The sequence below is a fragment of the Pseudomonas sp. LjRoot277 genome, from assembly GCF_964253845.1.
In the GTDB taxonomy this organism is placed as follows: domain Bacteria; phylum Pseudomonadota; class Gammaproteobacteria; order Pseudomonadales; family Pseudomonadaceae; genus Aquipseudomonas.
The window spans coordinates 1,155,425-1,181,306 of the sequence record NZ_CAXURI020000001.1 but is presented as its reverse complement, the minus strand read 5'-3'; the positions used below and the strand labels follow the sequence as shown (position 1 = coordinate 1,181,306).

The 25,882-nt window shown below is 58.7% G+C and carries 24 protein-coding genes, 2 tRNA genes and 3 pseudogenes; 19 read left to right on the top strand and 10 right to left on the bottom strand.

Features of this window, described 5'->3' with window-relative positions:
- Nucleotides 1-2: 2 nt before the first annotated feature.
- The 8 genes from lolB (at nt 3) to ACSQ87_RS05590 (ending at nt 6,469) form a co-directional block, all read left to right on the top strand.
- Entirely contained in the window at nt 3-620 is a 618-nt protein-coding gene (gene lolB / locus ACSQ87_RS05625) for a lipoprotein insertase outer membrane protein LolB (RefSeq protein ID WP_223429638.1), read from the top strand.
- Nucleotides 621-622: 2 nt separating this feature from the next.
- Nucleotides 623-1,474, top strand: a complete 852-nt coding sequence (gene ispE, locus ACSQ87_RS05620) for a 4-(cytidine 5'-diphospho)-2-C-methyl-D-erythritol kinase (RefSeq protein WP_150659020.1) — start codon at nt 623-625, stop codon at nt 1,472-1,474.
- A gap of 37 nt (nt 1,475-1,511) precedes the next feature.
- A tRNA-Gln gene (locus ACSQ87_RS05615) sits at nt 1,512-1,586 on the top strand.
- A 45-nt stretch (nt 1,587-1,631) separates the two neighbouring features.
- A complete protein-coding gene (locus ACSQ87_RS05610) occupies nt 1,632-2,573 on the top strand; it encodes a ribose-phosphate pyrophosphokinase (protein ID WP_003208392.1) in 942 nt (313 codons plus the stop codon).
- Between the two features lie 141 nt (nt 2,574-2,714).
- Nucleotides 2,715-3,314, top strand: a complete 600-nt coding sequence (locus ACSQ87_RS05605) for a 50S ribosomal protein L25/general stress protein Ctc (protein WP_436273509.1) — start codon at nt 2,715-2,717, stop codon at nt 3,312-3,314.
- A gap of 168 nt (nt 3,315-3,482) precedes the next feature.
- Nucleotides 3,483-4,067, top strand: coding sequence for an aminoacyl-tRNA hydrolase (gene pth / locus ACSQ87_RS05600; RefSeq protein ID WP_436273508.1), 585 nt, complete (start codon nt 3,483-3,485; stop codon nt 4,065-4,067).
- A 23-nt stretch (nt 4,068-4,090) separates the two neighbouring features.
- Nucleotides 4,091-5,191 carry a redox-regulated ATPase YchF gene (gene ychF, locus ACSQ87_RS05595; protein ID WP_007942650.1) on the top strand — a complete coding sequence of 367 codons (1,101 nt, stop codon included), beginning with the start codon at nt 4,091-4,093 and terminating at the stop codon, nt 5,189-5,191.
- 264 nt (nt 5,192-5,455) lie between these two features.
- Nucleotides 5,456-6,469 carry a 1-aminocyclopropane-1-carboxylate deaminase gene (locus ACSQ87_RS05590; protein ID WP_223429635.1) on the top strand — a complete coding sequence of 338 codons (1,014 nt, stop codon included), beginning with the start codon at nt 5,456-5,458 and terminating at the stop codon, nt 6,467-6,469.
- A 103-nt stretch (nt 6,470-6,572) separates the two neighbouring features.
- Here ACSQ87_RS05590 and ACSQ87_RS05585 read toward each other — a convergent pair whose 3' ends face one another.
- On the bottom strand, nt 6,573-6,806 hold the full coding sequence (locus ACSQ87_RS05585) for a hypothetical protein (RefSeq protein WP_223429634.1): 234 nt from the start codon (nt 6,804-6,806) through the stop codon (nt 6,573-6,575).
- Between the two features lie 78 nt (nt 6,807-6,884).
- Nucleotides 6,885-8,102, bottom strand: coding sequence for an MFS transporter (locus ACSQ87_RS05580; RefSeq protein ID WP_436273507.1), 1,218 nt, complete (start codon nt 8,100-8,102; stop codon nt 6,885-6,887).
- 332 nt (nt 8,103-8,434) lie between these two features.
- Between ACSQ87_RS05580 and ACSQ87_RS05575 the strand changes: the two genes are divergently transcribed.
- From ACSQ87_RS05575 to ACSQ87_RS05565, 3 genes are all read left to right on the top strand, one after another.
- Nucleotides 8,435-10,492 (top strand): methyl-accepting chemotaxis protein, encoded by a 2,058-nt coding sequence (locus ACSQ87_RS05575; protein ID WP_223429632.1) that lies wholly within the window; start codon nt 8,435-8,437, stop codon nt 10,490-10,492.
- 116 nt (nt 10,493-10,608) lie between these two features.
- A tRNA-Met gene (locus tag ACSQ87_RS05570) sits at nt 10,609-10,685 on the top strand.
- 142 nt (nt 10,686-10,827) lie between these two features.
- Nucleotides 10,828-11,736, top strand: coding sequence for a hypothetical protein (locus ACSQ87_RS05565; RefSeq protein ID WP_223429631.1), 909 nt, complete (start codon nt 10,828-10,830; stop codon nt 11,734-11,736).
- On the opposite strand, the gene ACSQ87_RS05560 is transcribed toward ACSQ87_RS05565, so the two are convergent.
- Entirely contained in the window at nt 11,640-12,749 is a 1,110-nt protein-coding gene (locus tag ACSQ87_RS05560; protein ID WP_436273506.1) for a DUF2817 domain-containing protein, read from the bottom strand. The two genes, ACSQ87_RS05565 and ACSQ87_RS05560, sit on opposite strands and share 97 nt — an antisense overlap.
- Before the next feature lie 165 nt (nt 12,750-12,914).
- Between ACSQ87_RS05560 and ggt the strand changes: the two genes are divergently transcribed.
- The 3 genes from ggt (at nt 12,915) to ACSQ87_RS05545 (ending at nt 15,701) form a co-directional block, all read left to right on the top strand.
- The gene (gene ggt, locus ACSQ87_RS05555) at nt 12,915-14,747 is read left to right on the top strand and encodes a gamma-glutamyltransferase (protein ID WP_436273505.1); all 1,833 of its coding nucleotides are present in this window, start codon (nt 12,915-12,917) and stop codon (nt 14,745-14,747) included.
- A gap of 276 nt (nt 14,748-15,023) precedes the next feature.
- Entirely contained in the window at nt 15,024-15,326 is a 303-nt protein-coding gene (locus ACSQ87_RS05550; RefSeq protein ID WP_436273504.1) for a type II toxin-antitoxin system HigB family toxin, read from the top strand.
- 3 nt (nt 15,327-15,329) lie between these two features.
- Nucleotides 15,330-15,701, top strand: coding sequence for a helix-turn-helix domain-containing protein (locus ACSQ87_RS05545; protein WP_436273503.1), 372 nt, complete (start codon nt 15,330-15,332; stop codon nt 15,699-15,701).
- Between the two features lie 24 nt (nt 15,702-15,725).
- Here ACSQ87_RS05545 and ACSQ87_RS05540 read toward each other — a convergent pair whose 3' ends face one another.
- The 3 genes from ACSQ87_RS05540 to ACSQ87_RS05530 are packed head-to-tail and all read right to left on the bottom strand — an operon-like array spanning nt 15,726 to nt 17,937.
- Complete coding sequence (locus ACSQ87_RS05540) at nt 15,726-16,154, bottom strand: TOBE domain-containing protein (RefSeq protein ID WP_436273502.1); 429 nt, start codon at nt 16,152-16,154, stop codon at nt 15,726-15,728.
- 36 nt (nt 16,155-16,190) lie between these two features.
- Entirely contained in the window at nt 16,191-17,285 is a 1,095-nt protein-coding gene (gene ddlA, locus ACSQ87_RS05535) for a D-alanine--D-alanine ligase (protein ID WP_436273501.1), read from the bottom strand.
- Between the two features lie 10 nt (nt 17,286-17,295).
- Nucleotides 17,296-17,937, bottom strand: a complete 642-nt coding sequence (locus ACSQ87_RS05530; RefSeq protein ID WP_436273500.1) for a LysE family translocator — start codon at nt 17,935-17,937, stop codon at nt 17,296-17,298.
- 150 nt (nt 17,938-18,087) lie between these two features.
- On the opposite strand from ACSQ87_RS05530, the gene ACSQ87_RS05525 reads away from it, so the two are divergent.
- Nucleotides 18,088-18,897 carry an AraC family transcriptional regulator gene (locus ACSQ87_RS05525; protein ID WP_223429626.1) on the top strand — a complete coding sequence of 270 codons (810 nt, stop codon included), beginning with the start codon at nt 18,088-18,090 and terminating at the stop codon, nt 18,895-18,897.
- Between the two features lie 76 nt (nt 18,898-18,973).
- Nucleotides 18,974-19,342 (top strand): cupin domain-containing protein, encoded by a 369-nt coding sequence (locus ACSQ87_RS05520; RefSeq protein ID WP_046048322.1) that lies wholly within the window; start codon nt 18,974-18,976, stop codon nt 19,340-19,342.
- A gap of 12 nt (nt 19,343-19,354) precedes the next feature.
- On the opposite strand, the gene ACSQ87_RS05515 is transcribed toward ACSQ87_RS05520, so the two are convergent.
- The 3 genes and pseudogenes from ACSQ87_RS05515 to ACSQ87_RS05505 all read right to left on the bottom strand — a co-directional run.
- Nucleotides 19,355-19,954 (bottom strand): flavin reductase family protein, encoded by a 600-nt coding sequence (locus tag ACSQ87_RS05515; RefSeq protein ID WP_223429625.1) that lies wholly within the window; start codon nt 19,952-19,954, stop codon nt 19,355-19,357.
- Between the two features lie 57 nt (nt 19,955-20,011).
- Nucleotides 20,012-20,449, bottom strand: a pseudogene (locus ACSQ87_RS05510) (methyl-accepting chemotaxis protein); the annotation flags it as partial.
- A gap of 150 nt (nt 20,450-20,599) precedes the next feature.
- Nucleotides 20,600-21,238: pseudogene (locus tag ACSQ87_RS05505) on the bottom strand (PAS domain-containing protein); the annotation flags it as partial.
- Nucleotides 21,239-21,869: 631 nt separating this feature from the next.
- Between ACSQ87_RS05505 and ACSQ87_RS05500 the strand changes: the two are divergent.
- A complete protein-coding gene (locus tag ACSQ87_RS05500) occupies nt 21,870-22,265 on the top strand; it encodes a DUF6124 family protein (RefSeq protein WP_095130347.1) in 396 nt (131 codons plus the stop codon).
- 90 nt (nt 22,266-22,355) lie between these two features.
- Here ACSQ87_RS05500 and ACSQ87_RS05495 read toward each other — a convergent pair whose 3' ends face one another.
- Nucleotides 22,356-23,699, bottom strand: a complete 1,344-nt coding sequence (locus ACSQ87_RS05495) for an MFS transporter (RefSeq protein ID WP_436273499.1) — start codon at nt 23,697-23,699, stop codon at nt 22,356-22,358.
- A 201-nt stretch (nt 23,700-23,900) separates the two neighbouring features.
- On the opposite strand from ACSQ87_RS05495, the pseudogene ACSQ87_RS05490 reads away from it, so the two are divergent.
- Nucleotides 23,901-25,318 (top strand): annotated as a pseudogene (locus tag ACSQ87_RS05490) (short-chain fatty acid transporter).
- Nucleotides 25,319-25,532: 214 nt separating this feature from the next.
- The gene (locus ACSQ87_RS05485; protein WP_008153466.1) at nt 25,533-25,853 is read left to right on the top strand and encodes a hypothetical protein; all 321 of its coding nucleotides are present in this window, start codon (nt 25,533-25,535) and stop codon (nt 25,851-25,853) included.
- The last annotated feature ends 29 nt before the right edge of the window (nt 25,854-25,882 follow it).

Below are 25,882 nucleotides of genomic sequence, written 5' to 3'. Positions count from 1 at the left end.
TTATGTTTTTGCGCCACCTCATTGTTTTCAGTTTCATCGCCCTGCTCGCCGGTTGCGCGGGCTTCGGTGCCCGCGAATCGGTCCAGGGTCAAGGCAACCCGGCCCAATGGCGCGTGTATAAACAGCAACTGACCAGCCTCGACGGCTGGCAGATCAACGGCAAGATCGGCATTCGCGCCCCGAAAGACTCGGGCAGCGGCACACTGTTCTGGCTGCAGCGACAGGATTACTACGACATTCGCCTCTCCGGCCCCCTGGGCCGCGGTGCAGCACGCCTGACCGGTCGCCCCGGCAAGGTCTCGCTGGAAGTCGCCAACCAGGGCCGCTATGAAGCGCCGACGCCTGAAGTGTTGGTCGAAGAACAGCTGGGCTGGAAGTTACCGGTGTCCAATCTGGCCTGGTGGGTTCGCGGGCTCCCGGCCCCGGACAGCAAAAGCCGTCTGACGCTGGATGCCGACAGCCGCCTGGCCAATCTTGAGCAGGATGGCTGGCAAGTCGAATACCTCAGCTATGCCGAGCAAAACGGCTTTTGGCTACCCGAGCGGATCAAACTGCACGGCACCGACCTTGATGTCACGCTGGTGATCAAGGAATGGCAACCTCGCAAATTGGGGCAGTGAACATGACCGCTCCGCGCTTGACCCTGCCCTCCCCGGCCAAACTCAATCTGATGCTGCACATCCTCGGTCGCCGTGAAGACGGTTATCACGAGTTGCAGACTATTTTTCAGTTTCTCGATTACGGCGATGAAATCACGTTCGCCGTTCGCGATGACGGTGTGATTCGACTGCATACCGAATTCGATGGCGTTCCTCACGACAGCAATCTGATTGTTCGAGCTGCAAAAAAACTTCAGGAGCAATCCGGTTGTTCGCTCGGTATCGACATCTGGATCGAAAAAATTCTGCCCATGGGCGGTGGAATCGGTGGCGGCAGTTCAAATGCCGCGACGACTTTGCTCGGCCTCAATCATCTTTGGCAACTGGGTTGGGATGAGGATCGACTGGCCGTGTTGGGCCTGACGCTTGGCGCCGACGTCCCGGTTTTCGTGCGTGGGCACGCGGCTTTTGCCGAAGGCGTGGGGGAGAAACTGACCCCTGTAGACCCCGAAGAACCGTGGTATCTCGTACTTGTGCCGCAAGTCTCTGTAAGTACAGCAGAAATTTTTTCAGATCCGTTGTTGACACGTAACTCTTCTCCCATTAAAGTGCGCCCCGTTCCCAAGGGAAACAGTCGAAATGACTGCTTACCGGTGGTAGCAAGGCGTTACCCAGATGTACGTAACGCATTGAATTTGTTAGGTAAATTTACCGAAGCAAAACTCACCGGAACTGGAAGTTGTGTGTTTGGGGGCTTCCCAAACAAAGCTGAAGCTGATAAAGTCTCGGCCCTTCTTACAGAGACCCTTACAGGGTTTGTAGCAAAGGGAAGCAACATTTCGATGTTGCATCGCAAGCTGCAAAGTCTGCTCTAAAAGGAACCGAGTACTGGGTACTCGTTGCAACAGATACAGGGGCGTCGCCAAGCGGTAAGGCAGCAGGTTTTGATCCTGCCATGCGTTGGTTCGAATCCAGCCGCCCCTGCCATTTTCTATACTCATCCAGGTTACCCTCAGCCTCTAGGTACTGCGCGTGTCCAAGATGATGGTCTTTACGGGGAACGCTAACCCCGATCTGGCTCGGCGTGTTGTACGTCAGCTGCATATCCCTCTCGGTGACATCTCTGTCGGTAAGTTCTCCGACGGCGAAATTACTGCCGAGATCAATGAAAACGTCCGCGGTAAAGATGTCTTCATTATTCAGCCGACTTGCGCTCCGACTAACGATAACCTGATGGAACTGGTAGTGATGGCTGATGCCTTCCGCCGCTCCTCGGCTACTCGTATCACTGCTGTTATTCCTTACTTTGGTTATGCCCGTCAGGATCGCCGTCCGCGTTCCGCACGTGTGGCTATCAGCGCGAAAGTCGTTGCTGACATGCTTACCGTAGTCGGCATCGACCGTGTTCTCACGGTTGATCTGCATGCTGACCAAATCCAGGGTTTCTTCGATATTCCGGTAGATAACATCTACGGCTCCCCAGTATTGGTGGATGACATTGAAGATCAGCGCTTCGAAAACCTGATGATCGTGTCCCCGGACATTGGTGGCGTCGTGCGTGCACGTGCTGTTGCCAAATCCCTGGGCGTGGATCTCGGGATCATCGACAAACGCCGTGAGAAAGCCAATCACTCTGAAGTGATGCATATCATCGGTGATGTCGAAGGGCGTACCTGTATTCTGGTCGATGACATGGTCGATACCGCCGGCACTCTGTGCCACGCGGCCAAGGCCCTGAAAGAGCATGGCGCTGCCAAGGTTTTCGCCTACTGCACACACCCTGTGCTGTCCGGTCGGGCGATCGAAAACATCGAAAATTCCATGCTGGACGAACTGGTGGTGACTAACACCATCCCGTTGTCCGCTGCTGCTCAAGCCTGCTCGCGTATCCGTCAACTGGATATCGCGCCGGTAGTTGCCGAAGCGGTTCGCCGCATCAGCAACGAAGAATCGATCAGCGCGATGTTCCGTTAAGGGCCCTGCCCTTCTCGAATATCTCGTTGACGAAAAGCGCCCCGCCCCGGCATTCCTGTCGGGGCGGGGCTTTTTTGCCCATATCGCCTTTAGCGCTGGTCGCAAACGCTGGGGCGAATGTGGTTATTTTGGAGATACAACATGAACGAATTTACTCTGAATGCTGAAGTGCGTTCCGACCTGGGGAAAGGTGCGAGCCGCCGCCTGCGTCGTCTCGCAAGCCTGGTACCAGCTGTAGTTTACGGTGGCGAAAAAGCCCCTGAATCCATCAGCATGCTGGCTAAAGAAGTTGCCAAACTGCTCGAAAACGAAGCGGCTTACAGCCACATCATCGAGCTGAACGTTGGCGGCACCAAGCAAAACGTAATCATCAAAGCTCTGCAGCGTCACCCGGCCAAAGGCCACGTGTTGCACGCTGACTTCGTACGCGTTGTAGCTGGCCAGAAACTGACCGCTATCGTGCCTGTACACTTCGTTGGCGAAGAAGCTCCGATCAAGAAAGGCGGCGAAGTTTCGCACGTTGTTGCTGAAATCGAAGTGACCTGCCTGCCAAAAGACCTGCCTGAGTTCATCGAAGTCGACCTGGCTAACGCCGAAATCGGTTCGATCATTCACCTGTCCGACATCACCGCCCCTAAAGGCGTTGAATTTGTTGCTCTGGCTCACGGTAACGACCTGGCTGTTGCCAACGTTCACGCTCCACGTGTTGCTCCAGAAGCTGCAGAAGGCGCTGCAGAGTAATTCACTCTGTACGCCGGAGTGACCGGTAACATCGCGGACTAGAGCGTAGCGAGAAAGCGGGCGAGAACGCGGAGTTTACATAATGGTAAATGAGCACTTGTCGTCCACTTTCGCCGCACTTTCTGAATGCGGCGATGTTATCCACCACTCCAAGGAAGGGCCCCTATCGTGACTGCCATCAAACTGATCGTTGGCCTGGGAAATCCAGGCGCTGAATACGAACAGACCCGGCATAACGCAGGGGCCCTTTTTGTTGAGCGCATCGCGAACGCGCAAGGCGTAAACCTTGTGGCGGATCGCAAATATTTCGGCCTGACCGGGCGCTATTCGCATCAGGGTCAGGATGTTCGTCTGCTGATTCCCACCACCTACATGAACCGCAGCGGCCAAGCCGTCGCGGCACTTGCCGGCTTCTTCCGCATTACGCCTGAAGAAATTTTGGTGGTGCATGACGAACTCGACCTGCCACCGGGCGTTGCCAAGCTCAAACAGGGCGGCGGCCATGGCGGTCACAACGGGTTGCGCGACATCATCGCGCAACTGGGCAATCAGAATACCTTTCACCGCTTGCGGCTTGGCATTGGCCACCCGGGCGTTGCCAGTATGGTTTCAAATTTCGTCCTGGGTCGTGCGCCACGCGCCGAACAGGAAAAACTCGATGCCAGCATCGACTTTGCCCTCGGCGTGCTGCCGGATATCCTCGCCGGTGAATGGAACCGCGCGATGAAAAACCTGCACAGCCAGAAGGCCTGACTCTACTCCTCGGGGAAAACACCATGGGATTCAATTGCGGCATCGTCGGCCTGCCTAACGTCGGCAAGTCCACCCTGTTCAACGCCCTGACCAAATCCGGGATCGCGGCCGAGAACTTCCCCTTCTGCACCATCGAACCGAACACCGGTATCGTGCCGATGCCGGATCCGCGTCTGGATGCCCTGGCGGCCATCGTCAACCCAAAGCGCATCTTGCCGACCACCATGGAATTCGTCGACATCGCAGGCCTGGTTGCCGGCGCGTCGAAAGGTGAAGGCCTGGGCAATAAGTTCCTCGCCAACATCCGTGAAACCGATGCCATCGCCCACGTAGTCCGCTGCTTCGAAGACGAGAACGTGATTCACGTCTCCAACAGCGTCGACCCGAAACGCGACATCGAAATCATCGACCTGGAACTGATCTTTGCCGACCTCGACAGCTGCGAGAAGCAACTGCAGAAAGTCGCCCGCAACGCCAAGGGTGGTGACAAGGACGCCGTGGTCCAGAAAGGCCTGTTGGAGCAACTGATCGCTCACTTCACCCTCGGCAAGCCTGCGCGCACTCTGATGAAGAACATGGGTGCCGACGACAAGGCGGTGATTCGTGGCTTCCATCTGCTGACCACCAAGCCGGTTATGTACATCGCCAACGTCGCTGAAGACGGTTTCGAGAACAACCCGCTGCTGGACATCGTCAAGGCCATCGCCGAAGAAGAAGGCGCCATGGTGGTTCCGGTCTGCAACAAGATCGAAGCCGAAATCGCCGAACTGGAAGACGGCGAAGAGAAAGACATGTTCCTCGAAGCCCTGGGCCTCGAAGAGCCTGGCCTGAACCGCGTAATCCGCGCCGGCTACGAAATGCTGCACCTGCAGACCTACTTCACCGCCGGTGTCGAAGAAGTCCGCGCCTGGACCGTCCGCGTCGGTGCCACCGCACCACAAGCCGCTGGCGTGATCCATACCGACTTCGAAAAAGGCTTCATCCGCGCTGAAGTCATCGCCTATGACGACTTCATCCAGTACAAGGGCGAAGCCGGCACCAAAGAAGCCGGTAAATGGCGCCTGGAAGGCAAGGACTACATCGTTAAAGACGGCGACGTGATGCACTTCCGCTTCAACGTGTAACGGTGACCGTGGATTTACACGGACCTCGATAAATACAAAATCCCCGTAATCACTCGCTGATACGGGGATTTTGCTTTTTGGGATCGCCATCCTCAGGGACGCTGGGAATAACTGGATATCACGACTGTTTCCGCTAGCGGCAGAGCGGCAAACGCTTCTCCAATGAGCCGCAAGGCGCTTCACTCAAGCGGTGCTTGTCGCGCAACTCTCTCACAGGCGCTCTGCTAGACTAAAAGCGGCTCATCCGTGATCTGGAGAACCGTCATGCTGGAGAAATTTGAACGCTATCCACTCATGTTCGGCCCAACGCCGATCGAGAAACTGAATCGCCTATCGGCATGTCTCGGTGGAAATATCGAGCTCTATGCCAAACGAGAGGATTGCAACTCCGGACTTGCGTTTGGCGGCAACAAGATCAGAAAGCTGGAATACATCATTCCCGATGCCATTGCCTCGCAGGCAGATACGCTGGTTTCCATCGGTGGCGTTCAGTCAAACCACACGCGCCAGGTCGCGGCTGTCGCTGCCAAACTCGGCATGAAGTGCCGTCTCGTTCAAGAAAGCTGGGTTCCATTCCCGGATGCGGTCTACGACCGGGTCGGGAATATCCTGATGAGTCGTGTGCTGGGAGCGGAGATTGAATTCGTCGACGAAGGTTTCGATATCGGTATCCGCGAGAGCTGGGAGCGGGCGCTAGAAGACGTTAAGGCGAAAGGAGGCAAACCGTATGCAATTCCCGCCGGCGCTTCCATGCACAAATATGGAGGTCTCGGCTATGTCGGCTTCGCCGAAGAAGTACGCGAGCAAGAGGCCAGGATGGGGATCAGATTTGATTACATCATCGTCTGCACTGTGACCGGCTCCACGCATGCGGGCATGTTGGTGGGATTCGCCAAGGATGGTCGTGCGCGCAATGTGATTGGTATCGACGCCTCCGCCACACCTGAACAAACCAGGGCACAAGTGTTGGCAATCGCTCAGCATACAGCCAGGCTTATCGGGCTTGGCCAGGAAGTCACTGATGACGATGTTGTCCTTAAAGAAGAATATGCCTATCCGGCCTATGGTATTCCATCAGAAGAGACCAATGCAGCCATTCGGTTGTGCGCTCGCATGGAAGGCATGATGACGGACCCGGTCTATGAGGGAAAATCCATGCAAGGCCTCATTGATCTCGTCCGCCAGGGTTTTTTCCCGGATGGGTCGAAGGTGCTCTATGCACATCTCGGTGGCGTACCAGCGATTAACGCGTATAGCTATATCTATCGAAACGGCTGATTTTTGTAGAAGGTCGCAAGCTGCGATCGAGGAGTTAACGCACGCAGTAAGGCCGTACTAACTCCTCTTCGTCATCCGCGCCAGTGTGCCACTACCGCTATTGTCACACCCGGTACTTTGTCCGATTGAAGAACATCGAAGCCCCCGCCCCCACTACCGCGATTGCAAAGATCCCGACATCGATACTGCCAATGTAGGGCGGCAGTACAAACATCACGCCAAAGGCCATACCGACCAGAGCAGTACCCAGCCATTTCCTGAGTACATAGCTCCTTACGCAAGTGTACAGCAGCATCATCCCCACGCAGGCCAACGCATACTGACTGTAGAGATTCATGGGATGATCGCCAACGTGATAGGTCAGTAGCTTGCTCTTCGCCAACTCTCGGCCAAAATAGCCTGCCGCCGGTCCGGCTCAGACTTTTTTGGTCCGTGGCAGAAAGATCGCCAACACCCCAAGCAGCGGCAGGAACGAACACAGGAAGTACACGTATTCGATGCCGTGTATGTCCGCCAAATGCCCGAGCAACGCCGCACCAATCCCGCCAAAGCCGAACATCAGTCCGAAGAACACCCCGGCAATCATCCCGACATTGCCCGGCACCAGTTCCTGCGCATACACCACGATCGCCGAGAATGCTGACGCCAGGATGAAGCCGATCACGACGCTGAGGATGCTGGTCCAGAACAGGTCCACATGAGGCAGGATCAGGGTGAACGGCGCGACGCCGAGGATCGAGAACCAGATCACCGCCTTACGCCCGATCTTGTCGCCGATCGGCCCACCGAAGAAGGTCCCCGCCGCTACCGCGCCGAGAAACAGGAACAGGTGCAACTGTGAACTGGCCACCGACAGGTCGAACTTCTCGATCAGGTAGAACGTGAAGTAGCTGGTGAGGCTGGACATGTAGAAATACTTGGAGAACACCAGCAGCCCGAGTACCACCAACGCACTGATGACGCGGTTCTTCGACAAGCCATGCGTCGCCGCCTGGCCTTGCTTGAGTTTGAACAGACTCAGGTGGTTGGCGTACCAGCGGCTGATCCGATAGAGCACGAACAGCGCAAACACCGCGAACAATCCGAACCAGGCCACATGGCCCTGACCGAAAGGAATGATGATCGCCGCAGCCAGCAACGGACCGAAGGCTGAGCCTGCATTGCCGCCGACCTGAAAGGTCGATTGCGCCAGGCCAAAGCGCCCACCCGAGGCCAGCCGCGCCACGCGAGAAGCTTCCGGGTGAAAGGTCGAGGAGCCGATACCGATCAACCCTGCCGCCAGCAGAATCATCGGGAAGCTGCCGACCACCGACATCATCAAAATGCCGATCAACGTGCAGACAGTTCCGGCCGGTAGCAGCCAGGGTTTGGGGTGCCGATCGGTGTAGTAACCGACCCACGGCTGCAACAGCGAAGCCGTCAGCTGGAACGTCAAAGTGATCAAGCCAACCTGGGTGAAGGTCAGGCCATAGTTGGCCTTGAGCATCGGATAGATCGACGGCAGCACCGACTGGATCAAGTCGTTGATCAAATGCGCCAGCGCCACGGCGCCGATGATGCGCATGACCAAAGGGCTGCTTTGTGAAGTCGCGGATGCCGGCTGCGCGCCGGTCTGGACATTGCTGATAGCCATAAGAGTTTCCGTACAACAGATGGGTGCACACGGGCAGGTGCGTCAATGTGCCATTTTTCGGGGCAGCAGCGCCATCCCCTTAGCCTGCTAACGACTTCGATTTTCATCACTGAAAAGGTGATAGCGCAACGCCATGGTCTGAATCTTGCCTTGGTAATCCGCTTCAACGCGGCCCCTTACAAAGGGGACCGAGAATGGGAAGTTTCGCTACAGAGTCGGCCTACAGAGCTGGCGAGGGTGAACTTTCGAGGCCTTTTAAAAGGGCACAGGTCGTGACCGCAACGGTTGCGACGCACGCCAATGGCGCGTGGTGTCCAGAGGAGTTTTGGGGCATGCAGGCTTTTTTATCACCGGGGATCGGGTTGCTGGGGCGTTTTGGCTTCGCACGCAAATTTCAGTTGTTGTTTCTGCTGTTTATCCTGCCGTTGACGGGCAGTCTGTGGATGATCGGTCAGGACTATCGCGACAAATTGAACCTGATCTCCGGCGAACGTGCCGGGGTTCGGCAACTCCTCGCCCTCGATGCTCTGGATAACCTGCTCGCCGCCCAGCGTGACCGCGCGGCTCGCTGGCGCGCCACGGAAACGAATCGCCAGCCGACACCCGCGACGATCGCAGCGATGGCTGCTTTCGATACGGTTCAGCCAGCCGTCGCCCAAGCCACCTCGGACCTCGGCAACGCACTGCAAACCGAAGGCGCCGAGGGCGAAACCCTGGCCCGTTATCAAGCCCTGCAAACCGCCCTCAACGGCCTCGACTCTAAAAGCCTGAGCAGCGTCGGTTGGTGGCCGGACGGTTACGATCGTTTCACCAATGCCTTGAGTGCCCTGCAAGCCTTGCGCGAACAGATCGCCATGGACAATCGCCTGACGTTGGCGCCGTGGCTGGAAACCTACCTGCTGACCCAGATCTCCACGCAGCACGCGCCAGACCTGATTGAGCGAGTTGGCCGTCTCGCCAGCGTCGGCCAGGCATCAGTGGTGTCCGGGCAGTTCACCCTGCAAAGCCGCCTGCAATTGCGCGACTTGCGCAGCCGGATCGGCGATGCCCGGGAGCAGCTGGTCAAAACCGCAAGCCTGCTGGAAGCACGACTGCCCAGCGCGTTGCAAGCCTGGGCCGGGCAATACCATGACAGCCTCAAGCACCTGGACGCCGAGTTGAAAGTCCTCGATGACGGCGTGTTCGGTGGCAGCATCAAGCTCAAGCCGGAAGAGTTTGAACGCAGCCTCGACACCCTGCTCTCCGACCTCGCTTCGCTGCGTCAGCAGTCGTTGGTGTCGCTGGATCAGCGTCTGGACTATTACCACGGCTCTGCCATCCGCCAGTTCATCCTGGTAGCGACCATTTTTGGCTGCCTGCTGCTGGCCGCGCTGTACCTGTTCATCTGCTTGCAGGCCTCGATCCGTCGCAGCGCCAGCGGCATTACCCTGCTGGCTGAAGCCCTGCGCGACGGCAATCTGAGCCTGCAAGTACCGGTGGAAGGCCGCGACGAACTGGCCGCCATCAGCACCGCCCTCAACGTCGCGGTGGTGCAACTGCGCAACAGCCTGTTGGGGGTCGATCATGAAACCTTGCAGCTGAGCAACGCGGTGCGCACCCTCAACCATCACTCCAGCGGCGCCCTTGGGGAAGTCGAAGCTCAGCAGTTGCAGATCAGCCAAATCGCCGCAGCGGCCACGCAATTGGCCGCCACCTCGCAAGGGGTCGCCCAGAGTTGCGAACAGGCCTCCGGCAGCGCTCAGCACACCCAGCGCATCGCCGCCGACAGCAGCCGTGACAGCCAGCGCACGACGGCGAGCATTCAGCAACTCAATCAGCGCTTGAACGACACCGCTGCGGCACTGGGCCGGGTCAGTGAGCAAGGGCAGCAGATTCAATTGGTGGTGGACACCATTCGCGGGGTGGCCGAGCAGACGAACCTGTTGGCACTTAACGCCGCCATCGAGGCCGCTCGCGCGGGTGAGCAAGGTCGCGGCTTTGCGGTGGTGGCCGATGAAGTGCGCAGCCTGTCGCAACGCACCCAGTCCTCCACCGCGCAGATTGCCGGCACTGTCGACAGCCTGCGCAGCACCGTGAACGAAGCGGTGAGCCTGATGGAAGCCGCTTGCGGCCAGGCTCAGTCCGACGCCCAAGCCGTCACTGGCCTCGGCGAACGCCTGGGGGAAATTGCCAGTGCCGTGCAAAGTGTCACCGACACCCTGGCGCAGATCGCCACAGCGGTCGACGAGCAAGCGACCACCGCCGACGAGGTCAGCGGCAACATCCAGCAAGTCGATCAGGCGGCGGTACGCTTGCTCGAAGGCGCGCGGGCGGTGAATCTGGCGGCGGACACTTTGAGCCAGGGCAGCAAGGCCTTGAGTGCCAATACCGGGAGATTTCAGCTCAGTTGACGCCCTCCCCTGACCCGTTTTTTCGGGTCAGGCGGATAAGCGGTTGAAAGCGTAGAGAAATATTTTAGATTTACGCTTGACACTTCTCTGTTACGAGCCAATAATGCGCGCCACTTGGCTACATAGCTCAGTTGGTTAGAGCATAGCATTCATAATGCTGGGGTCCGGGGTTCAAGTCCCTGTGTAGCCACCAAGTACTAAAAACGGCTTACCGAAAGGTAGGCCGTTTTTTTATGCCTCGAGAAAAGTGCTCCCGGCCCAAGGGGGTTAATGCCCGCTCTTCGCGGTTCTCTCCTACAGTTAATGCCAAAGCTTGAACACAGAGAGACCACCCTATGCACTGGGGCCTGGACGAGATCATTGTGTTTTTCATCGTGGTCGCCATCTTCTGCGTGGTGCTGGAACTCGCTTTTCGTCTCGGCCGTCATCACCGAACTCACATCAGTGATTCGAACCGATCCCACCTCACCGTTTTGCAAACCGCCCTCCTCGGTCTGCTCGCGTTGTTGCTGGGTTTCAACTTCGCCATGGCCACCTCACGTTTCGAAGCGCGCAAAACACTGATTCAAGATGAAGTCACGGTGATCGGCTCGACCTATTTACGAGCGAAGTTGCTGCCGTCTGATCTGCGCGGGAAGGTGACAGCGCTGCTCAAGGATTATGTCTCGGCGCGAATTGAGTTCATGCGCGCCGGCACGGACGAGAAACTGCTGAAGGCGGCTAGCGAATCGTCCCGGACGATCGAGGACCAGCTATGGAATCTGGCTGCCGCCGCCGAGGCCCAGGGCGAAGCGACAGCCGCCATGAACCTGGTGATCCAGTCGTTGACCGACGTCTACAACGTCAATGAAAAGCGCCGCGCCGAGCAGGACGATCATGTCCCGGCAACCGTCATCAATCTGCTGTTCGTCGTGGCCATCGGTGCGTTGGGTTTCATCGCCTACAGCTATGGCTTGGGCCACCGTCGACGGCACGGCTCGACGGCCATCTTCGCGATCTTGATTGCCATGGTCTTCACCATCATCCTCGACCTGGATCAGCCCCGCAGCGGCTTCATCCGCGTCGGCGAAGAAAGCATGCTGCGGTTGCAGGAAGATTTGAACCGCATGAGTTCGGGCAACGAGAGGCCACGTCCCCGTAAACCACGTCAGGAACGAATTGCCGGCAATGCTGACAACGCCCGCTCCCAAATCTGCCAGGTACGCAGCCAGACCATCGCCTGCCAGTCGCTGTCGGCGGGATAGAACTGCTCAAGCAGATTCAGTTTGATCCCGCGCCCCACTGCATCACTCGGATTGCCGTGCAGATGCAGCCAGTGATCATCGCGCAGATGACGATGAACCTCGGCGCCGGGATACGTCCCGCACTCGATCACAAACGGCATCAACCGCACGTGCGGCAACGCATTGATCAACGCTTGCGAGGTGTAGCCGGTGGCGGTGGCGGAAACGCCGGTTTCGCTCAGCGTGTCGGTGCCCGTGTGCAAGGTATAAAGCCAGGGACCATAAATGGCCTGCGCATCCGCAAGCGCTGGATACTCCGCCTCGGTAATGGTCAGCAACATCGGATGCCCGTACTCCCCGGCGCCGGTGTGCAAGTCGAAACACATGGCCACTTCGGCATGGGAAACATGTTTTTGAATGATCTGATGCAACGTGCGGTTCGACCAGCTCGGTGCCAATCCGCCGTAAAACAAACCCTCGGGATGACGGTGCTGGCCGCCCTCGACAATCGACATCACCGCTGGCCAGCCGTGTTCAGCGATTTGCTCATCGAGCAAGGCATCGGCGCGATCACGCTCCGGACCCTGCAACTGCGTGCAGGCATAAATTTCATGCAGCGCTGCGTAGGCCCGATTATCTGGCAATGCGTGGTCGAAGTTCAGGTGATTGCGGTTCAAGTCGATGTTGTCTTCGTTGACCCGACGCAGCCACGCAGTGCCCCACGGATTGATCAGGTGGATCATCACCACCGCGACATCAGCCGGCAGCGAACGCTTGCCCAACTCCTGCAACCACTTGATCTGACATCCCGAACCATAGAAGCCTTCGACCCCATGGGTACCGCTGAGCGCAATCATCAGCCGCTTCGCGCCCGGATCACCCAGCACAGCCACATCGGTGCTCAACGGCTCACCGAACGGCCCTTTGAGTGGATGCGGGTACTCGGTCAGCGTCGCGCCGGCCGCGGTCGCGACGGCCAGGAATTGATCACGCTGGGTACGGTAACTTGGCTGGGTGGGGAACTCGGTCTGCATGTCTGCCTCTTGTTGATCTTCTGGCCAGTCTGTTGCCCTCGACCCTACAGAAAATCCATGGAGTGATGAAGGGCAAAAGCATCTTTACTGTAGGCCTTGGTTTGCGTCACCTCCTTTCGGCCGATAAAGTCCCCTGATCTTTCCCACGGACGGAGTGCCCCCCACGTGTTCTCAGCCTTCCACTTGAGCCACTATCGCCTGTCAGCCCTTTCGCTGATCGCCACTGCTTTAACCCTCGCAGCCTGTAGCGCCCCGACCTCTTCGACGTTACCTGTTGCGCCGGAAGTCGCGTCGGGTTATCGCACTGACCTGCAAACCCAACACGCCTCAAAACACATGGCGGCCGCGGCCAATCCGCTGGCGGCCGAGGCCGGGCGGGAGATGTTGCGCCAGGGCGGTTCGGCAATCGATGCCGCGATTGCGATGCAGGCCGTGCTGACCCTGGTCGAGCCACAATCCTCGGGCATTGGCGGTGGCGCGTTGATCGTGCTGTGGGATGGCAAGGCTGTGCGCACTTATGACGGTCGCGAAACCGCTCCGGCCGGCGCCACCGAGAAGCTTTTCCTGCAAGCCGACGGCAAACCGATGCCGTTCACCCAGGCGCAGATTGGCGGTCGTTCAGTCGGGACACCGGGCGTGTTGCGGGCGCTTGAGTTGGCCCATCAGAAACACGGTCATCTGCCGTGGGCGCGGCTGTTCGAACCGGCGATCAAACTCGCGGAGCAAGGCTTCGCCATCTCGCCGCGCCTTCACCAGTTGATAGCCTCGGACTCGTCCATTCGACGCTCGCCGGACATGGCGGCCTACTTCCTGAATGCCGATGGCAGCCCGAAAGCCGCAGGCACGCAACTGAAAAACCCGGCACTGGCCGCGGTGTTCAAACGCATCGCCAAGGAAGGACCGGATGCGTTGTACAAAGGCCCCGTCGCACAGGAGATCGTCGCCAAGGTTCAGGGCCACGCCAACCCCGGCAGCCTGTCGCTGAACGACCTCAACGGCTACAGCGCCAAGGAGCGCGCGCCGCTGTGCACCGACTACAAACGCTGGCAGGTCTGCGGCATGCCGCCACCGTCGTCAGGCGGGATCGCCGTGGCGCAGATCCTCGGCACCTTGCAGGCTCTGGAAACCCGGGATCCGCGTTTTGCCCTGGCGCCGCTCAAACCGGTCAAAACCACCCAACCTGCGGGCGTTGAGCCGGCGCCTGAAGCCGTGCACCTGATCTCCGAAGCCGAACGCCTGGCCTACGCCGACCGCGCGCTGTACGTGGCCGACGCAGATTTCGTGCCCGTCCCCGTCAAAGGTCTGGTGGACCCTGCCTATCTGGCCGACCGCGCGGCCCTGATCGGCGATCGCAGCATGGGCACGGCCAAACCTGGCACCCCGCCGGGCATTCAGGTCGCCTACGCACCGGACCGCTCGCCGCTGCGCATCTCCACCTCGCAAGTGGTGGCGGTGGATGACAAAGGCGGCGCCGTGTCCATGACCACCACCGTGGAATCCGCGTTTGGCTCGCACCTGATGGTTCAGGGTTTTCTGCTGAACAACCAGATGACCGACTTCTCGTTCATCCCCGAAGAGAATGGCCAGAAGGTTGCCAACCGCGTCGAACCCGGCAAACGCCCACGCTCGTCCATGGCACCGACCCTGATCTTCGACCGCCAGAGCGGCGAATTCCTCGCCACCATCGGCTCCCCCGGCGGCTCGCAGATCATCGAATACGTCGCCAAATCCACCATCGGCCTGCTCGACTGGAACCTCGACCCACAAGCCGCCATCAGCCTGCCCAACTTCGGCAGCCGCAACGGCCCGACGGAGCTGGAACAAGGGCAGTTCAGCCCGACACTGATTCAGGCGCTGAAGGACAAGGGGCACAGCGTGAACGAGATCGACATGACCAGCGGGACCCAGGCGATTGTCCGGGTGAAGGATGCGCAGGGGAAACCGTCGTTGGCGGGTGGGGCCGATCCGCGGCGTGAGGGGGCGGCGTTGGGGGATTGAGTCGTACGTGGGAATGAGCAAGGGCTTACCGGGAGGTAGGCCTTTTTTTATGCCTGATAAATCCTGATCGGCCACTTCACGCAGCCTTTTCCTACCCGCAAATGACTGCTTCTTGGATAGAGTTCGAAGATCAGTTTTTCCCAATTCCGCGTCAGCCTCAGTTCATCAAATTAGCCGTCGGCAGTGCTTGATTACAGAAGTCGAACTTAACCCTCCGCACATCGGATGCGCCTCCACAGACTTGCACAAGTCCCACCGCGGGACTAGGATCACTCCATGAGAATCATCGCTATCAGTCAGCTGAAAAGGTTTTGGGAGAAATACCCAGACTCAGAACAATCCTTTCTGGCCTGGATTGATGAGGCCAAAAATGCTGAGTGGAAAGCGCCAATGGACATAAAGGCGCATTTTGCTACCGCCAGTATTCTCAAAAGCCGCAGAGTCGTGTTCAACATCAAGGGCAATGACTTTCGGTTGGTAGTCGCTGTGGCCTATCGCTTCGGCGCCGTCTACATAAAATTTGTCGGCACTCACAAACAGTACGACGCAATCGACGCTGATACCGTCGAGATGGAGTAACCCATGAACATTCGCCCAATTCACACCGACGAGGACTATCGTGCAGCCCTCAAGAACGTGTCAGCGCTGTTCGACAACGAACCAGAGCCTGGCACTCCCGAGGGTGATTACTTCGACATTATGATCACGCTGATCGAAGCCTATGAATCGAAGCAGTTTCCGGTGGACTTGCCCAATCCGATCGATGCAATCAAGTTTCGTATGGAGCAGTCCGGTCTGTCTGCTGCTGACCTCGCACCCGCCATTGGCCGCACAAACCGAGTGTATGAAGTGCTCAATGGCAAACGTGCGTTGACGCTTCCGATGATCTGGAAACTTCACGATTTGTTCGGGATACCCGCGCAAAGCCTGATCAAGCCGACAAAGCAGGCTTGATCAGGTGTCAGTCGACTCCTGAAATCAGGCCGGCACACCCAAAATGATATGCGACGCCTTGATCACCGCCGTCGCGCTCACGCCCGGCGCCAGGCCCAGTTCTGCCACAGCCTGGCGTGTCACGATCGAATAGACTTCGGTGCCGCCGTCGAGCTGGATGACCACTTCGGAGTTCACGGCGCCTTCGATGACACTGGTGACCTTGCCTTCCAGGCAGTTGCGCGCCGACAGGCGAATGTCGCTGGATTCGGTCATCAACATCACCCACGGCGCCTTCACCAGCGCGACCGCTTCCTTGCCGACCGCCAGGCCGAGGTTCTTCACGCTCTCCATGGTCACCACGGCCACCAGTTCATTGCCGCCCGACAGTTTCAGTGAGACTTCGGCGTTGACCGCGCCGGGCTGCAATTGACTGATGGTGCCTTTGAATACGTTACGTGCGCTGACTTTCATGACGTGTCCCCTCGAATAATTATTGTTGGATTAAGCCTAGCGAGAGATCTTCAGCGCCTGTCTCGCCTGATGCTTCTCCAGCGCCAGCTCGATCAAACGGCTGACCAGCTCGCTGTAAGTCATACCGGCGGCCTGCCATAACTTGGGGTACATGCTGATGCGGGTGAAGCCGGGCAACGAGTTGATCTCATTGATCAGCACTTCGCCGCAGTCGGTCAGGAACACGTCGACCCGCGCCAGCCCGGAACAGCCCAACACCTGAAACGCCTCGACGGCCAGGGCACGGATGCGCTCACTGGCCTCGAGGCTGATGTTAGCCGGGACGACCACTTCAGCCGCTTGAGCGTCGATGTATTTGCTGTCGTAGGAATAGAACCCGCTGCTCACCACGATCTCGCCACAACCGCTGGCGATGGCGTCTTCGTTGCCGAGCACTGCGCATTCAATCTCGCGACCACTGACGGCGGACTCGACCAGGATTTTCTCATCGAAACCCAAGGCCAGCTCTACTGCTGCCGCGTACTCGGCTTCGTCATTCACCTTGCTGACGCCCACGGAGGATCCCTGGTTCGCCGGTTTGACGAACAACGGCAGACCGAGTTTGCCTTGCACCTCAGCGAACCCGGTACGCGCTGCGGTGGCGCGGGTCAGGGTGACGAACGGCGTGACCGCCAACCCGGCGTCACGCAGCAGGCGCTTGCTGATGTCCTTGTCCATGCAGACGGCGGAACCGAGCACGTCGGAGCCGACAAACGGCAGATCGGCCATGCGCAGCAGCCCTTGCAGGCAACCGTCTTCACCCAGGGTGCCGTGGACGATCGGGAAGATCACGTCGACGTGCCCCAGCATTTCCTGACTGGAGGTTTCCACCAATTGCTGACTGACCTTGCCCGGCACGACAGCCAGTTCACGGTTGGATTGGTTAAGGGCAATCAGCGCCGGGTTTTCCTGATTGAGCAGGAAGTTTGAAGGGTCATTAAGGTGCCAGTGACCTTGCCTATCGATGCCGATCAGCACCGGCTCGAAGCGCGAACGATCCAGCGCATCGACGATGTTTTTCGCCGATTGCAGCGACACTTCGTGTTCAGCCGAACGGCCGCCAAAAATAATGCCTACCCGCAGCTTGCTCATTCAGAACTCCTCAACGATTGGCCACCAGATGCGCGCCGAACAGCAGATAACAACTGCCGGCGAAGCGATCCAGCCATTTACGCGAACGATCGTAGGCACCCGCGACCCTCCGGCTGGCGAACAGCAGTGCCACGCTGCAATACCAACTGAATGACAAGGTCGCCATGGTCAACACGGCCAGCGCCAACAACATCGGTGGCGGCGAGGCTGGCATGGCCGTGGCGAAAATCGTTGCAACGAATAGCGCGGCCTTGGGATTGGTCATGTTGCCGACAAAGCCCCGGCCATACGCCGATAGCAGCGTGCGACCTGCGCCATTCAGCGAGTGGCTATCGCCCGGCACACTCGGTGGTTTGCGCTTGAACTGCTTCAATCCCAGATAGATCAGGTAACAACCACCAGCAATCTTGAAGCTCAGATAGAGCGTCGGCGCAGCGTTGAACAGCGACTTGATGCCCAGGCCACCCGCCAATCCCCAAAGCACCGTGCCCGTAGCCACGCCCAGTGCGGCGACGACACCGTGGCGCCGGGAGCAACTGGCAGCCAATTGCGCGGTATTGAAGAAGTTCGGCCCCGGCGTCACCACCGCAACCGTCCACAACAGCGCCAACGACAACAACGGAGCGGCGTAACTCAGGTGGGATATTTCCATGATGTGGGGCGCCTTCGTGGCTTAAAAAATATTCAACACCTTGCAACATTAGTCGGGGATTTTCTACCAGCCGGGTGATTCGAACGGCAGCAGACAGGCGGCTGTTCAGTGGGGTAACGTGTTCAGCATCGAGTTCAAGGCAACATCACCATGGCCAAGCACACGCCCCCCATCGACTGGTTCCACCGCGCGCCCGACGTCGGCGGGCTTCAGCGTTTCGAGGCATTTTTTGCAGGCCACGGCTACGACCTTCACCGCCACGACACCTACGCCATCGGCCACACGCTGGCCGGTGTGCAGAGTTTTCAGTACCGCGGTGGCTGGCGCCATAGTCTGCCGGGCGGGACCATGGTGCTGCACCCGGACGAAGTTCACGATGGCGAAGCCGGCACCGAGACCGGGTTCCAGTACCGAATGATGTACATCGAGCCGGCGCTGATCCAGCAGATGCTCGGCGGCCAGCCGTTGCCGTTTATCAAGACCGGCCTGTCGAACGATCCACGTTTGTTCGCCGCGACCGCCGTGCTGCTGCGAAGCCTCGATTGCCCCCTCGAGCCTCTGGAAGAGCAGGATGCGCTGTTCGATCTGGCGCAAGCCTTGAACAGCGTTTGCGGAGTGCCTGCCACCCGCCAGAGCTTCGACTACGTGGCCGCCGAACGCGCGCGGGAATTCATCCACAGCGCCCTGGATCGCACCGTGACGCTGGAAGAACTGGCGCAACACAGCGGTCGAGATCGCTGGAGCCTGTCACGGGATTTTCGCCTGTTGTTCGGCACCAGCCCTTATCGATACCTGACCATGCGCCGCCTCGACCTGGTCCGCTCGCTGCTGATTCAGGGCCAGACATTGGTCAGCGCCGCGCTGATCGCCGGCTTCACCGATCAGAGCCACATGACCCGGCAGTTCAGCAAAACCTACGGCCTGTCGCCAGCCCGCTGGATGAAAATGCACCGCCGCTGAGCCACGCACAATCGTTCAAGAAGTACGCCGATGCGCCGGCTATCGTGGATTTACGATCAACCACGAGAGCTGCTTCATGAAAGCTTACGAAAGCCTGAACTTCGCTGAAAAAATCGCCAGGATCGACCCGTACTGGACGCCTAGGGTCATCGCCGAAATGAACGACTACCAGTTCAAGGTAGTGAAACTGCTGGGGGATTTCATCTGGCACGATCACCTTGATACCGACGAAACCTTCATCGTCCTCGAAGGGCAACTGCGCATCGACTTTCGCGATGGCCACGTGCTGGTGAACGCCGGCGAAATGTATGTGGTGTCAAAAGGTGTCGAGCACAAACCGTTCGCCGAGCAGGAGGTGAAACTCCTGCTGATCGAGCCCAAGGGTGTGCTGAACACGGGTAACGAAGGTGGCGAGCGCACGGCGCAGAATGACGTCTGGGTGTGAAAGGCCGGCTGCTTATGGCTGCAAGGTTTTGCCGTCCACTGGATCGCCGATTTTCAGGAAATGCCCGCCAGCCACATGGTGCAAGGTGCGCAACGCGTCTTGCCCTTCGAAGTGCCAGCGACCGTCACTGAACACGCGCTCGTCTGCCTGAGCGGCAATCACTTCAGCCAGGAACAGATCGTACTGCTGGTGATTGCCCGGCTCCGGCAGCAATCGGCATTCCAGCCAGGCGACGCAGCCTTCGAGCATCGGCGCCTCGATCAATTCAGCGCTGAAGGTCGGCAAGCCATAGACCTGGAACTTGTCCCGGCCTTGGTCCCGGGTCAACTCCAGGCCGGACGTCGAACCTACGGTCTGGACAATGTCGGCCTGGGCGGCGCAGGGAACGTTCAGCACAAACGTGCCCGAAGCCTCCAGCAATTGCCGTGTCCAGGTGGACTTGTCCAGCACCACGGCAATTTTCGGCGGCTCGAAATCCAGCGGCATGGCCCAGGCCGCCGCCATGATGTTGCGCTGGCCGTCATGGGCCGCGCTGACCAGCACGGTCGGGCCGTGATTGAGCAGACGATAAGCCTTGGCCAAGGGAACCGGACGGCGGTGAGAAACGCTCATGATGGCTGCTCCTGGGGAAAACGCCGATTGTAGCGATTTACGCCGCGATGGCAGGCATCAAGTCGCCAACTGATTGGCAAACTGCCCGACCGCGTTCACCACTTTCTGTGCGCCGTCCTGAATCTCGACAATCACCGTCCCCGCCTCTGCCGCCAGCGCCAGCCCCTGCTCAGCCTGGAGTTTGCCCTCGGTCATCAGCGCCACGGCGTTGCGCGCCATGTCCTGGTTCTGACGCACTACGCCGACAATCTCATCGGTTGCCTGGCTGGTGCGCGAAGCTAATTGCCGGACCTCATCCGCCACCACCGCGAAACCACGCCCCTGTTCCCCGGCCCGAGCCGCTTCGATGGCCGCGTTGAGCGCCAGCAGGTTGGTCTGTTCGGCAATCCCGCTGATGGTTTTGACGATGGTACCGATCACCAGCGACTGCTCGTTCAGCGCTTCGATGCCTTCGCCGGCGGTCTGCATGTGCTTGGCAAGGTCACGCATTACGTTGACCGCCTGAGTCACCACGGCGTTACCGCGCTGCGCGCTGCTGTCAGTTTGCTGCGAGGTGCTGTAGGCAATATTGGCCGCTTCGGCGACAGCTTGCTCCTGATTGACCTGATCGGTAATCACCGTGGCGAACTTCACCACTTTGTAGAGCTTGTTGTTGGCATCGACCACCGGGTTGTAGGAAGCCTCCAGCCAGACCACGCGACCGTGGCTGTCGATGCGTTTGAAACGGGCGGCGATGAACTCGCCTGCATTCAAGCGGCGCCAGAAGTCCTGGTACTGGGTGCTGTTGTATTCCTCCGGTTCGCAGAAGGTGCGGTGATGTTTACCCTTGATCTGCGCCAGGCTGTAACCCATGCCGCTGAGGAACCGGTCGTTGGCCGCCAGCACGTTGCCATTGAGGTCGAACTCAATCACTGCCGTGGAGCGCACGAGGGCGCCAATCAGGTTCTCATGTTCACGAGACGCCTCGATGGTGCGGGTCAGGTCGCTGGAATAAATCGAGAAGTTCTTGATCTGGCCGCGCGCGGACCGGACCGGCTGCACGATCGAACGCAGCCAGGCTTCCTGTCCATTGCCGCGCAACAAACGCACCGTGCCGGCAAAGTGCTCGCCACGGGTCAACGCGACCTTGAAGCGCTGGTGGAATTCGTCCGACTTCACATGGGCCGGGACGATGTCTTCGATGTGTCGCCCTATCAGGTCGCTGCTTTTGTAGAGCATCTCGCCGATGAAGTTCTGGTTGACCGATTGAATCCGCCCATCGGCATCGAGGGTCAGGACCAGCATCTCGCTTTCCAGACTTTCCTTCACTTGCTGGAGGCTGGAGAGTTCTTCGCGAAGAGCCGACAGCTCCTGCTTCAAGCGTTTGTTGAACATGGGGATACACCGATGGACAGGGATAGAAAGCGGCATGCAGCCTAACCATCGGCCTCAGGGATATTTTCTGAAGAGTGTTTCAAGTTTGTCCTACAAAAATAGTTAGGCATCTTGATGCGCGTCTTGTCGCCAGAAGCCGAATGGTTCTCGAAACATCGTTTCTTCCCAACATTTCCGGAAATTAAACACCGCTCGACAGCACGTGTTGAAAACGGCTCAAGGTTACTTCCTGCAAGCTACAACACCTTGCGTCGTTGCCTACAGCTACGCCAGAATCTGCCGGCTTGTGCGCCTTGGGGGCGGTCGGTAACTTGGTTCCTGTCACTGCCCATCAGTGATCGGGTTTAGTAGCCCGTCGATGTCAAGACGCACAACGTCTCTATGTAGCAGGCAGCCCATGCCCGCACTTGATGGCGGTTGTGTGCAGGGCGCTTCGGCGCGCCGATTTCTTGGCTCATCGGTCTACTAACCTGTGCACAGCTGCCACCCTTACGTTTAGTAGCGAACGGGTTGCAGCCTCACTCATATGAGGATTGAGCCAATGTTCAAGGTCACACCAAATCCGCCGGAAACCGATCCGGCATCGCCCTACGAATCACTCGACTCCAACAAGCTCCACGAAGCCGCCGAGCGCGCCCTCGACCATCACTTTCCGCCAGCCGACCCCAAACCACCAAAACGCAACGGTCAGCTCTTCAGCGTCTGCCCGGGTATCAACCCTGAAACCCTTCTCGCCAATGCCTCCGAAGATTTGCTGTCCATCAGCGCCATCGCCGCCAACCTCGCCGACGATGTGGACGGTTCCCGCCGCTCCGTAGCCTTGGCGCTCAGCCGCATGGCTGACGGCGTGCATTTGTTGGTGGAGCGAATGCTGGATCATCTGGATGAACCCGAGATAGCGGCGATTTTCGCCAAGCAACAAAGCCGCGTCATCTAATCCGCCACCCCCATAAAAAAATGGGCACCCAACCTGGTTGGCGTGCCCATTCTTTTTTCCGCTCCGCGCCACGCGGGACATAGATGCCTGTTACGGATTAACGCAGTCTTTCAACGATTTGCCCTGGCTTGAAGCCACGCTGCGGCTCCCGACATTAGGCATCCGCGCTCCAAAATACGCGGCACAACTCACCCCCACAGCCCCCATCACCGCGCAGAAGATCACGCAGATCCATGGGCTCCACGGCATCAGACCGATCAGCAGCAACGGTGTGATACTCGCCCAGATGGCGTAGGCAATGTTGTAGGTAAAGGAAATCCCCGAGACACGAATCCGCGCCGGGAACAGGCTGACCATCACCGACGGCACCGCGCCGACCACCCCGCAACCAAGGCCGGCCACCGCATATGCCAGACCGATCCAGCTGCCACCGATGATCAGGCAGGTATAGAGCACGCCAATGCCCAATGGCAGCAGCAGGCTATAGAGCATCACCGTACGCCAGGCGCCAATGCGGTCGACCAGCAGCCCGGCGAGTACACAACCGATATTCAGAAAAACAATGCCCAAGGCACTCAAGGCGAAGGTGTGGCTGGCGGTCATACCGAAGGTTTTCTGCATCATGGTCGGTGTGATCACCACGAACACCACCACCGCCGAGGTCAGTACGCAGGTGAGGATCATCGCCGGCAGCATGGCCAGGCGATGCTCACGCAAGACCGTGCGCAGCGGCAGTTCGACGGCTGCATCACGTTGCGCCTGCATGGCCATGAACACCGGGGTTTCGCTGAGCCAGCGGCGTAGCCAGACGCCGATTACGCCGAACACGCCGCCCAGCAGGAACGGGTAACGCCAGGCGTAATCAAGGATTTCTGCCGGGGTGAACGCCTGCGCCAGAAACGTCGCCGTCAGTGCACCGATCAGGTAACCAAACGTCAGCCCGGCCTGCAGGAAACCGAGGGCATAACCGCGATGCCCAACGGGTGCATGCTCGGCGACGAACACCCAGGCGCTCGGCACTTCGCCGCCTACCGCCGCGCCCTGGAGGATTCGCAGGGCCAACAGCAACAGCGGTGCGAAATAACCGATCTGCGCATAGGTCGGCATGATGCCGATCAGCAGACAGGGCAGCGCCATCATCAGGATGCTCAGGCTGAAGACCTTCTTGCGGCCCAGTCGGTCGGCGAAATGCGCCATCAGAATCCCGCCTAGTGGCCGCGCCAGATAACCGGTAGCGAAGATCCCGAAGCTTTGCAGCAAACGCAGCCACTCCGGCATTTCCGGCGGGAAAAACAGCTGGCTGAGGGTCAGGGCGAAAAATACGAAAATGATGAAATCGTAGATTTCCAGCGCGCCGCCAAGGGCCGCAAGGCCGAGGGTCTTGTAATCCGAGCGGTTGAACGGCGCCGGGCGCGAATCGGTATTGGCGGTCATGAAAAGAACTCTGGCATAGGCAAAAAACCAAGGCGCCCATGGTCTACGCAAACGCGCCAACGGACAACCCGTTAGACCAAAGTCCTAGACGCGTAAAACTTCGTCACAAAATAGAACCGATTGTTTTACTGTTGGCACCTGTCTAGACGGGCCTTTGCGGCCCCAAAGACCACAACAAACATAAAAATTCGAGGTACACCCGTGGCCGCTGATATCGAAGATACCCGCTCTGCCCGCTTTGCCCTGCGCTGCTCAAGTTTTGCCGAACGCTGGTTCCCCGACTCCTGGGTGTTTGCCGCACTGGCGGTGATTATCGTCGCCGTGGCCACCCTGTTCATGGGCGCCAAACCCACCGACGCCGCCATGGCCTTCGGTGACGGCTTCTGGAGCCTGATCCCGTTCACCATGCAGATGGCTTTCGTGGTGATCGGCGGTTATGTGGTTGCCAGCTCGCCACCGGCGGTGAAACTGATCGACCGGCTGGCGCGGATCCCGAAAAACGGCCGCTCGGCCGTGGCCTGGGTTGCGTTGATCTCCATGTCGCTTCGCTGCTGAACTGGGGGTTGTCGCTGGTGTTTGGCGGTTTGCTAGTGCGTGCCCTCGCCCGCCGTACCGATCTGAAAATGGACTACCGCGCCGCCGGTGCTGCCGCCTATCTGGGTCTCGGCGCGGTGTGGGCCTTGGGCTTGTCCTCGTCCGCCGCGCAATTGCAGGCCAACCCGGCCAGCCTGCCGCCATCGATTCTGTCGATCACTGGGGTGATTCCTTTCACGCAAACGATCTTTCTCTGGCAGTCCGGTGTGATGTTGCTGGCGCTGATCGTGATCTCGCTGATCATTGCCTACGCCACCGCCCCCGGCCCGAACTCGGCCCGTGATGCCAAGGCTTGCGGCATCGATCCAAGCTTCAACCTGCCGCCGCTGCAACCGCGCACCCGCCCCGGCGAATGGCTGGAGCACAGCCCGGTGCTGACGATTTTGCTGGTGCTGCTGGCGGCCGGATGGCTGTTCCACGAATTCTCGACCAAACCGGCGATCAGTGCGATTTCCGGGCTGAACACCTACAACTTCCTGTTCATCATGCTCGGAGCCCTGCTGCACTGGCGCCCGCGCAGCTTCCTTGACGCGGTGAGCCGTGCGGTGCCGACCACCACGGGCGTACTGATTCAGTTCCCGTTGTACGGCTCGATCGCCGCGCTGATGACCACCGTCAAAGGGACTGACGCTCAGACACTGGCTCACCACATCTCGACCTTTTTCGTACAAATCGCGTCCCACGACACCTACGCGCTGCTGATGGGCGTGTACTCGGCGATCCTCGGTTTCTTCATCCCGTCCGGCGGGGGCAAGTGGATCATCGAAGCGCCGTACGTCATGCAAGTGGCCACCGACCTGAACTACCACCTGGGCTGGGCCGTGCAGATCTACAACGCCGCCGAAGCCCTGCCGAACCTGATCAACCCGTTCTACATGCTGCCGCTGCTGGGCGTGCTCGGGTTGAAGGCGCGGGACTTGATCGGGTTTTCGTTCGTGCAACTGCTGGTGCACACGCCGCTGGTGCTGTTTCTGCTGTGGGCGTTGGGGACGACGCTGACGTATACGGCGCCGGTGATGCCATAACACGTAAGTGGTTGCACCTGCTGCGGGCAGGTGCAATCAGTTCACCCTGCTTGAGCATGAAACAAACGCCTGGATTTATCCTACAAACAGGCTCGATTGCGCCTGACATGAAACCCGGAGAGTTCTTATCTCCAACCTATAAATCACTGCGTAAACTCCGACAGCTCACAAACTTTTTAAAGCAAGACAGCACTGACCAAGGATGAACAAACACATGTCTTTAATTTCGAAAACGCTGGAAGAGATGATTAACGAGATTTACCAGGACGGTAGGGTTTCAGTCGTTGAATATAAAAAGCTGCGTGATGATGCAGATCGCCGTATGGACGCTGTCGTCCGCGAGTTCGGCCAGCACAACAATTTGACGGCCCTTCAAAAAGCAATGGATGTAGTCATGCAATTAACGCAAACGTCCATCATTGATGCCAAAAAAGCCAAACTGACCGATACAGGAGAGGCCATCGTCAAGGATGCTGTATTTGCACAGGTCGAGTACTTGCGCGCCGGTACTCATTTGGCACTAAAGCTGTTGTAACGCTTCAACCTCCGTCCGGCCCATAGACA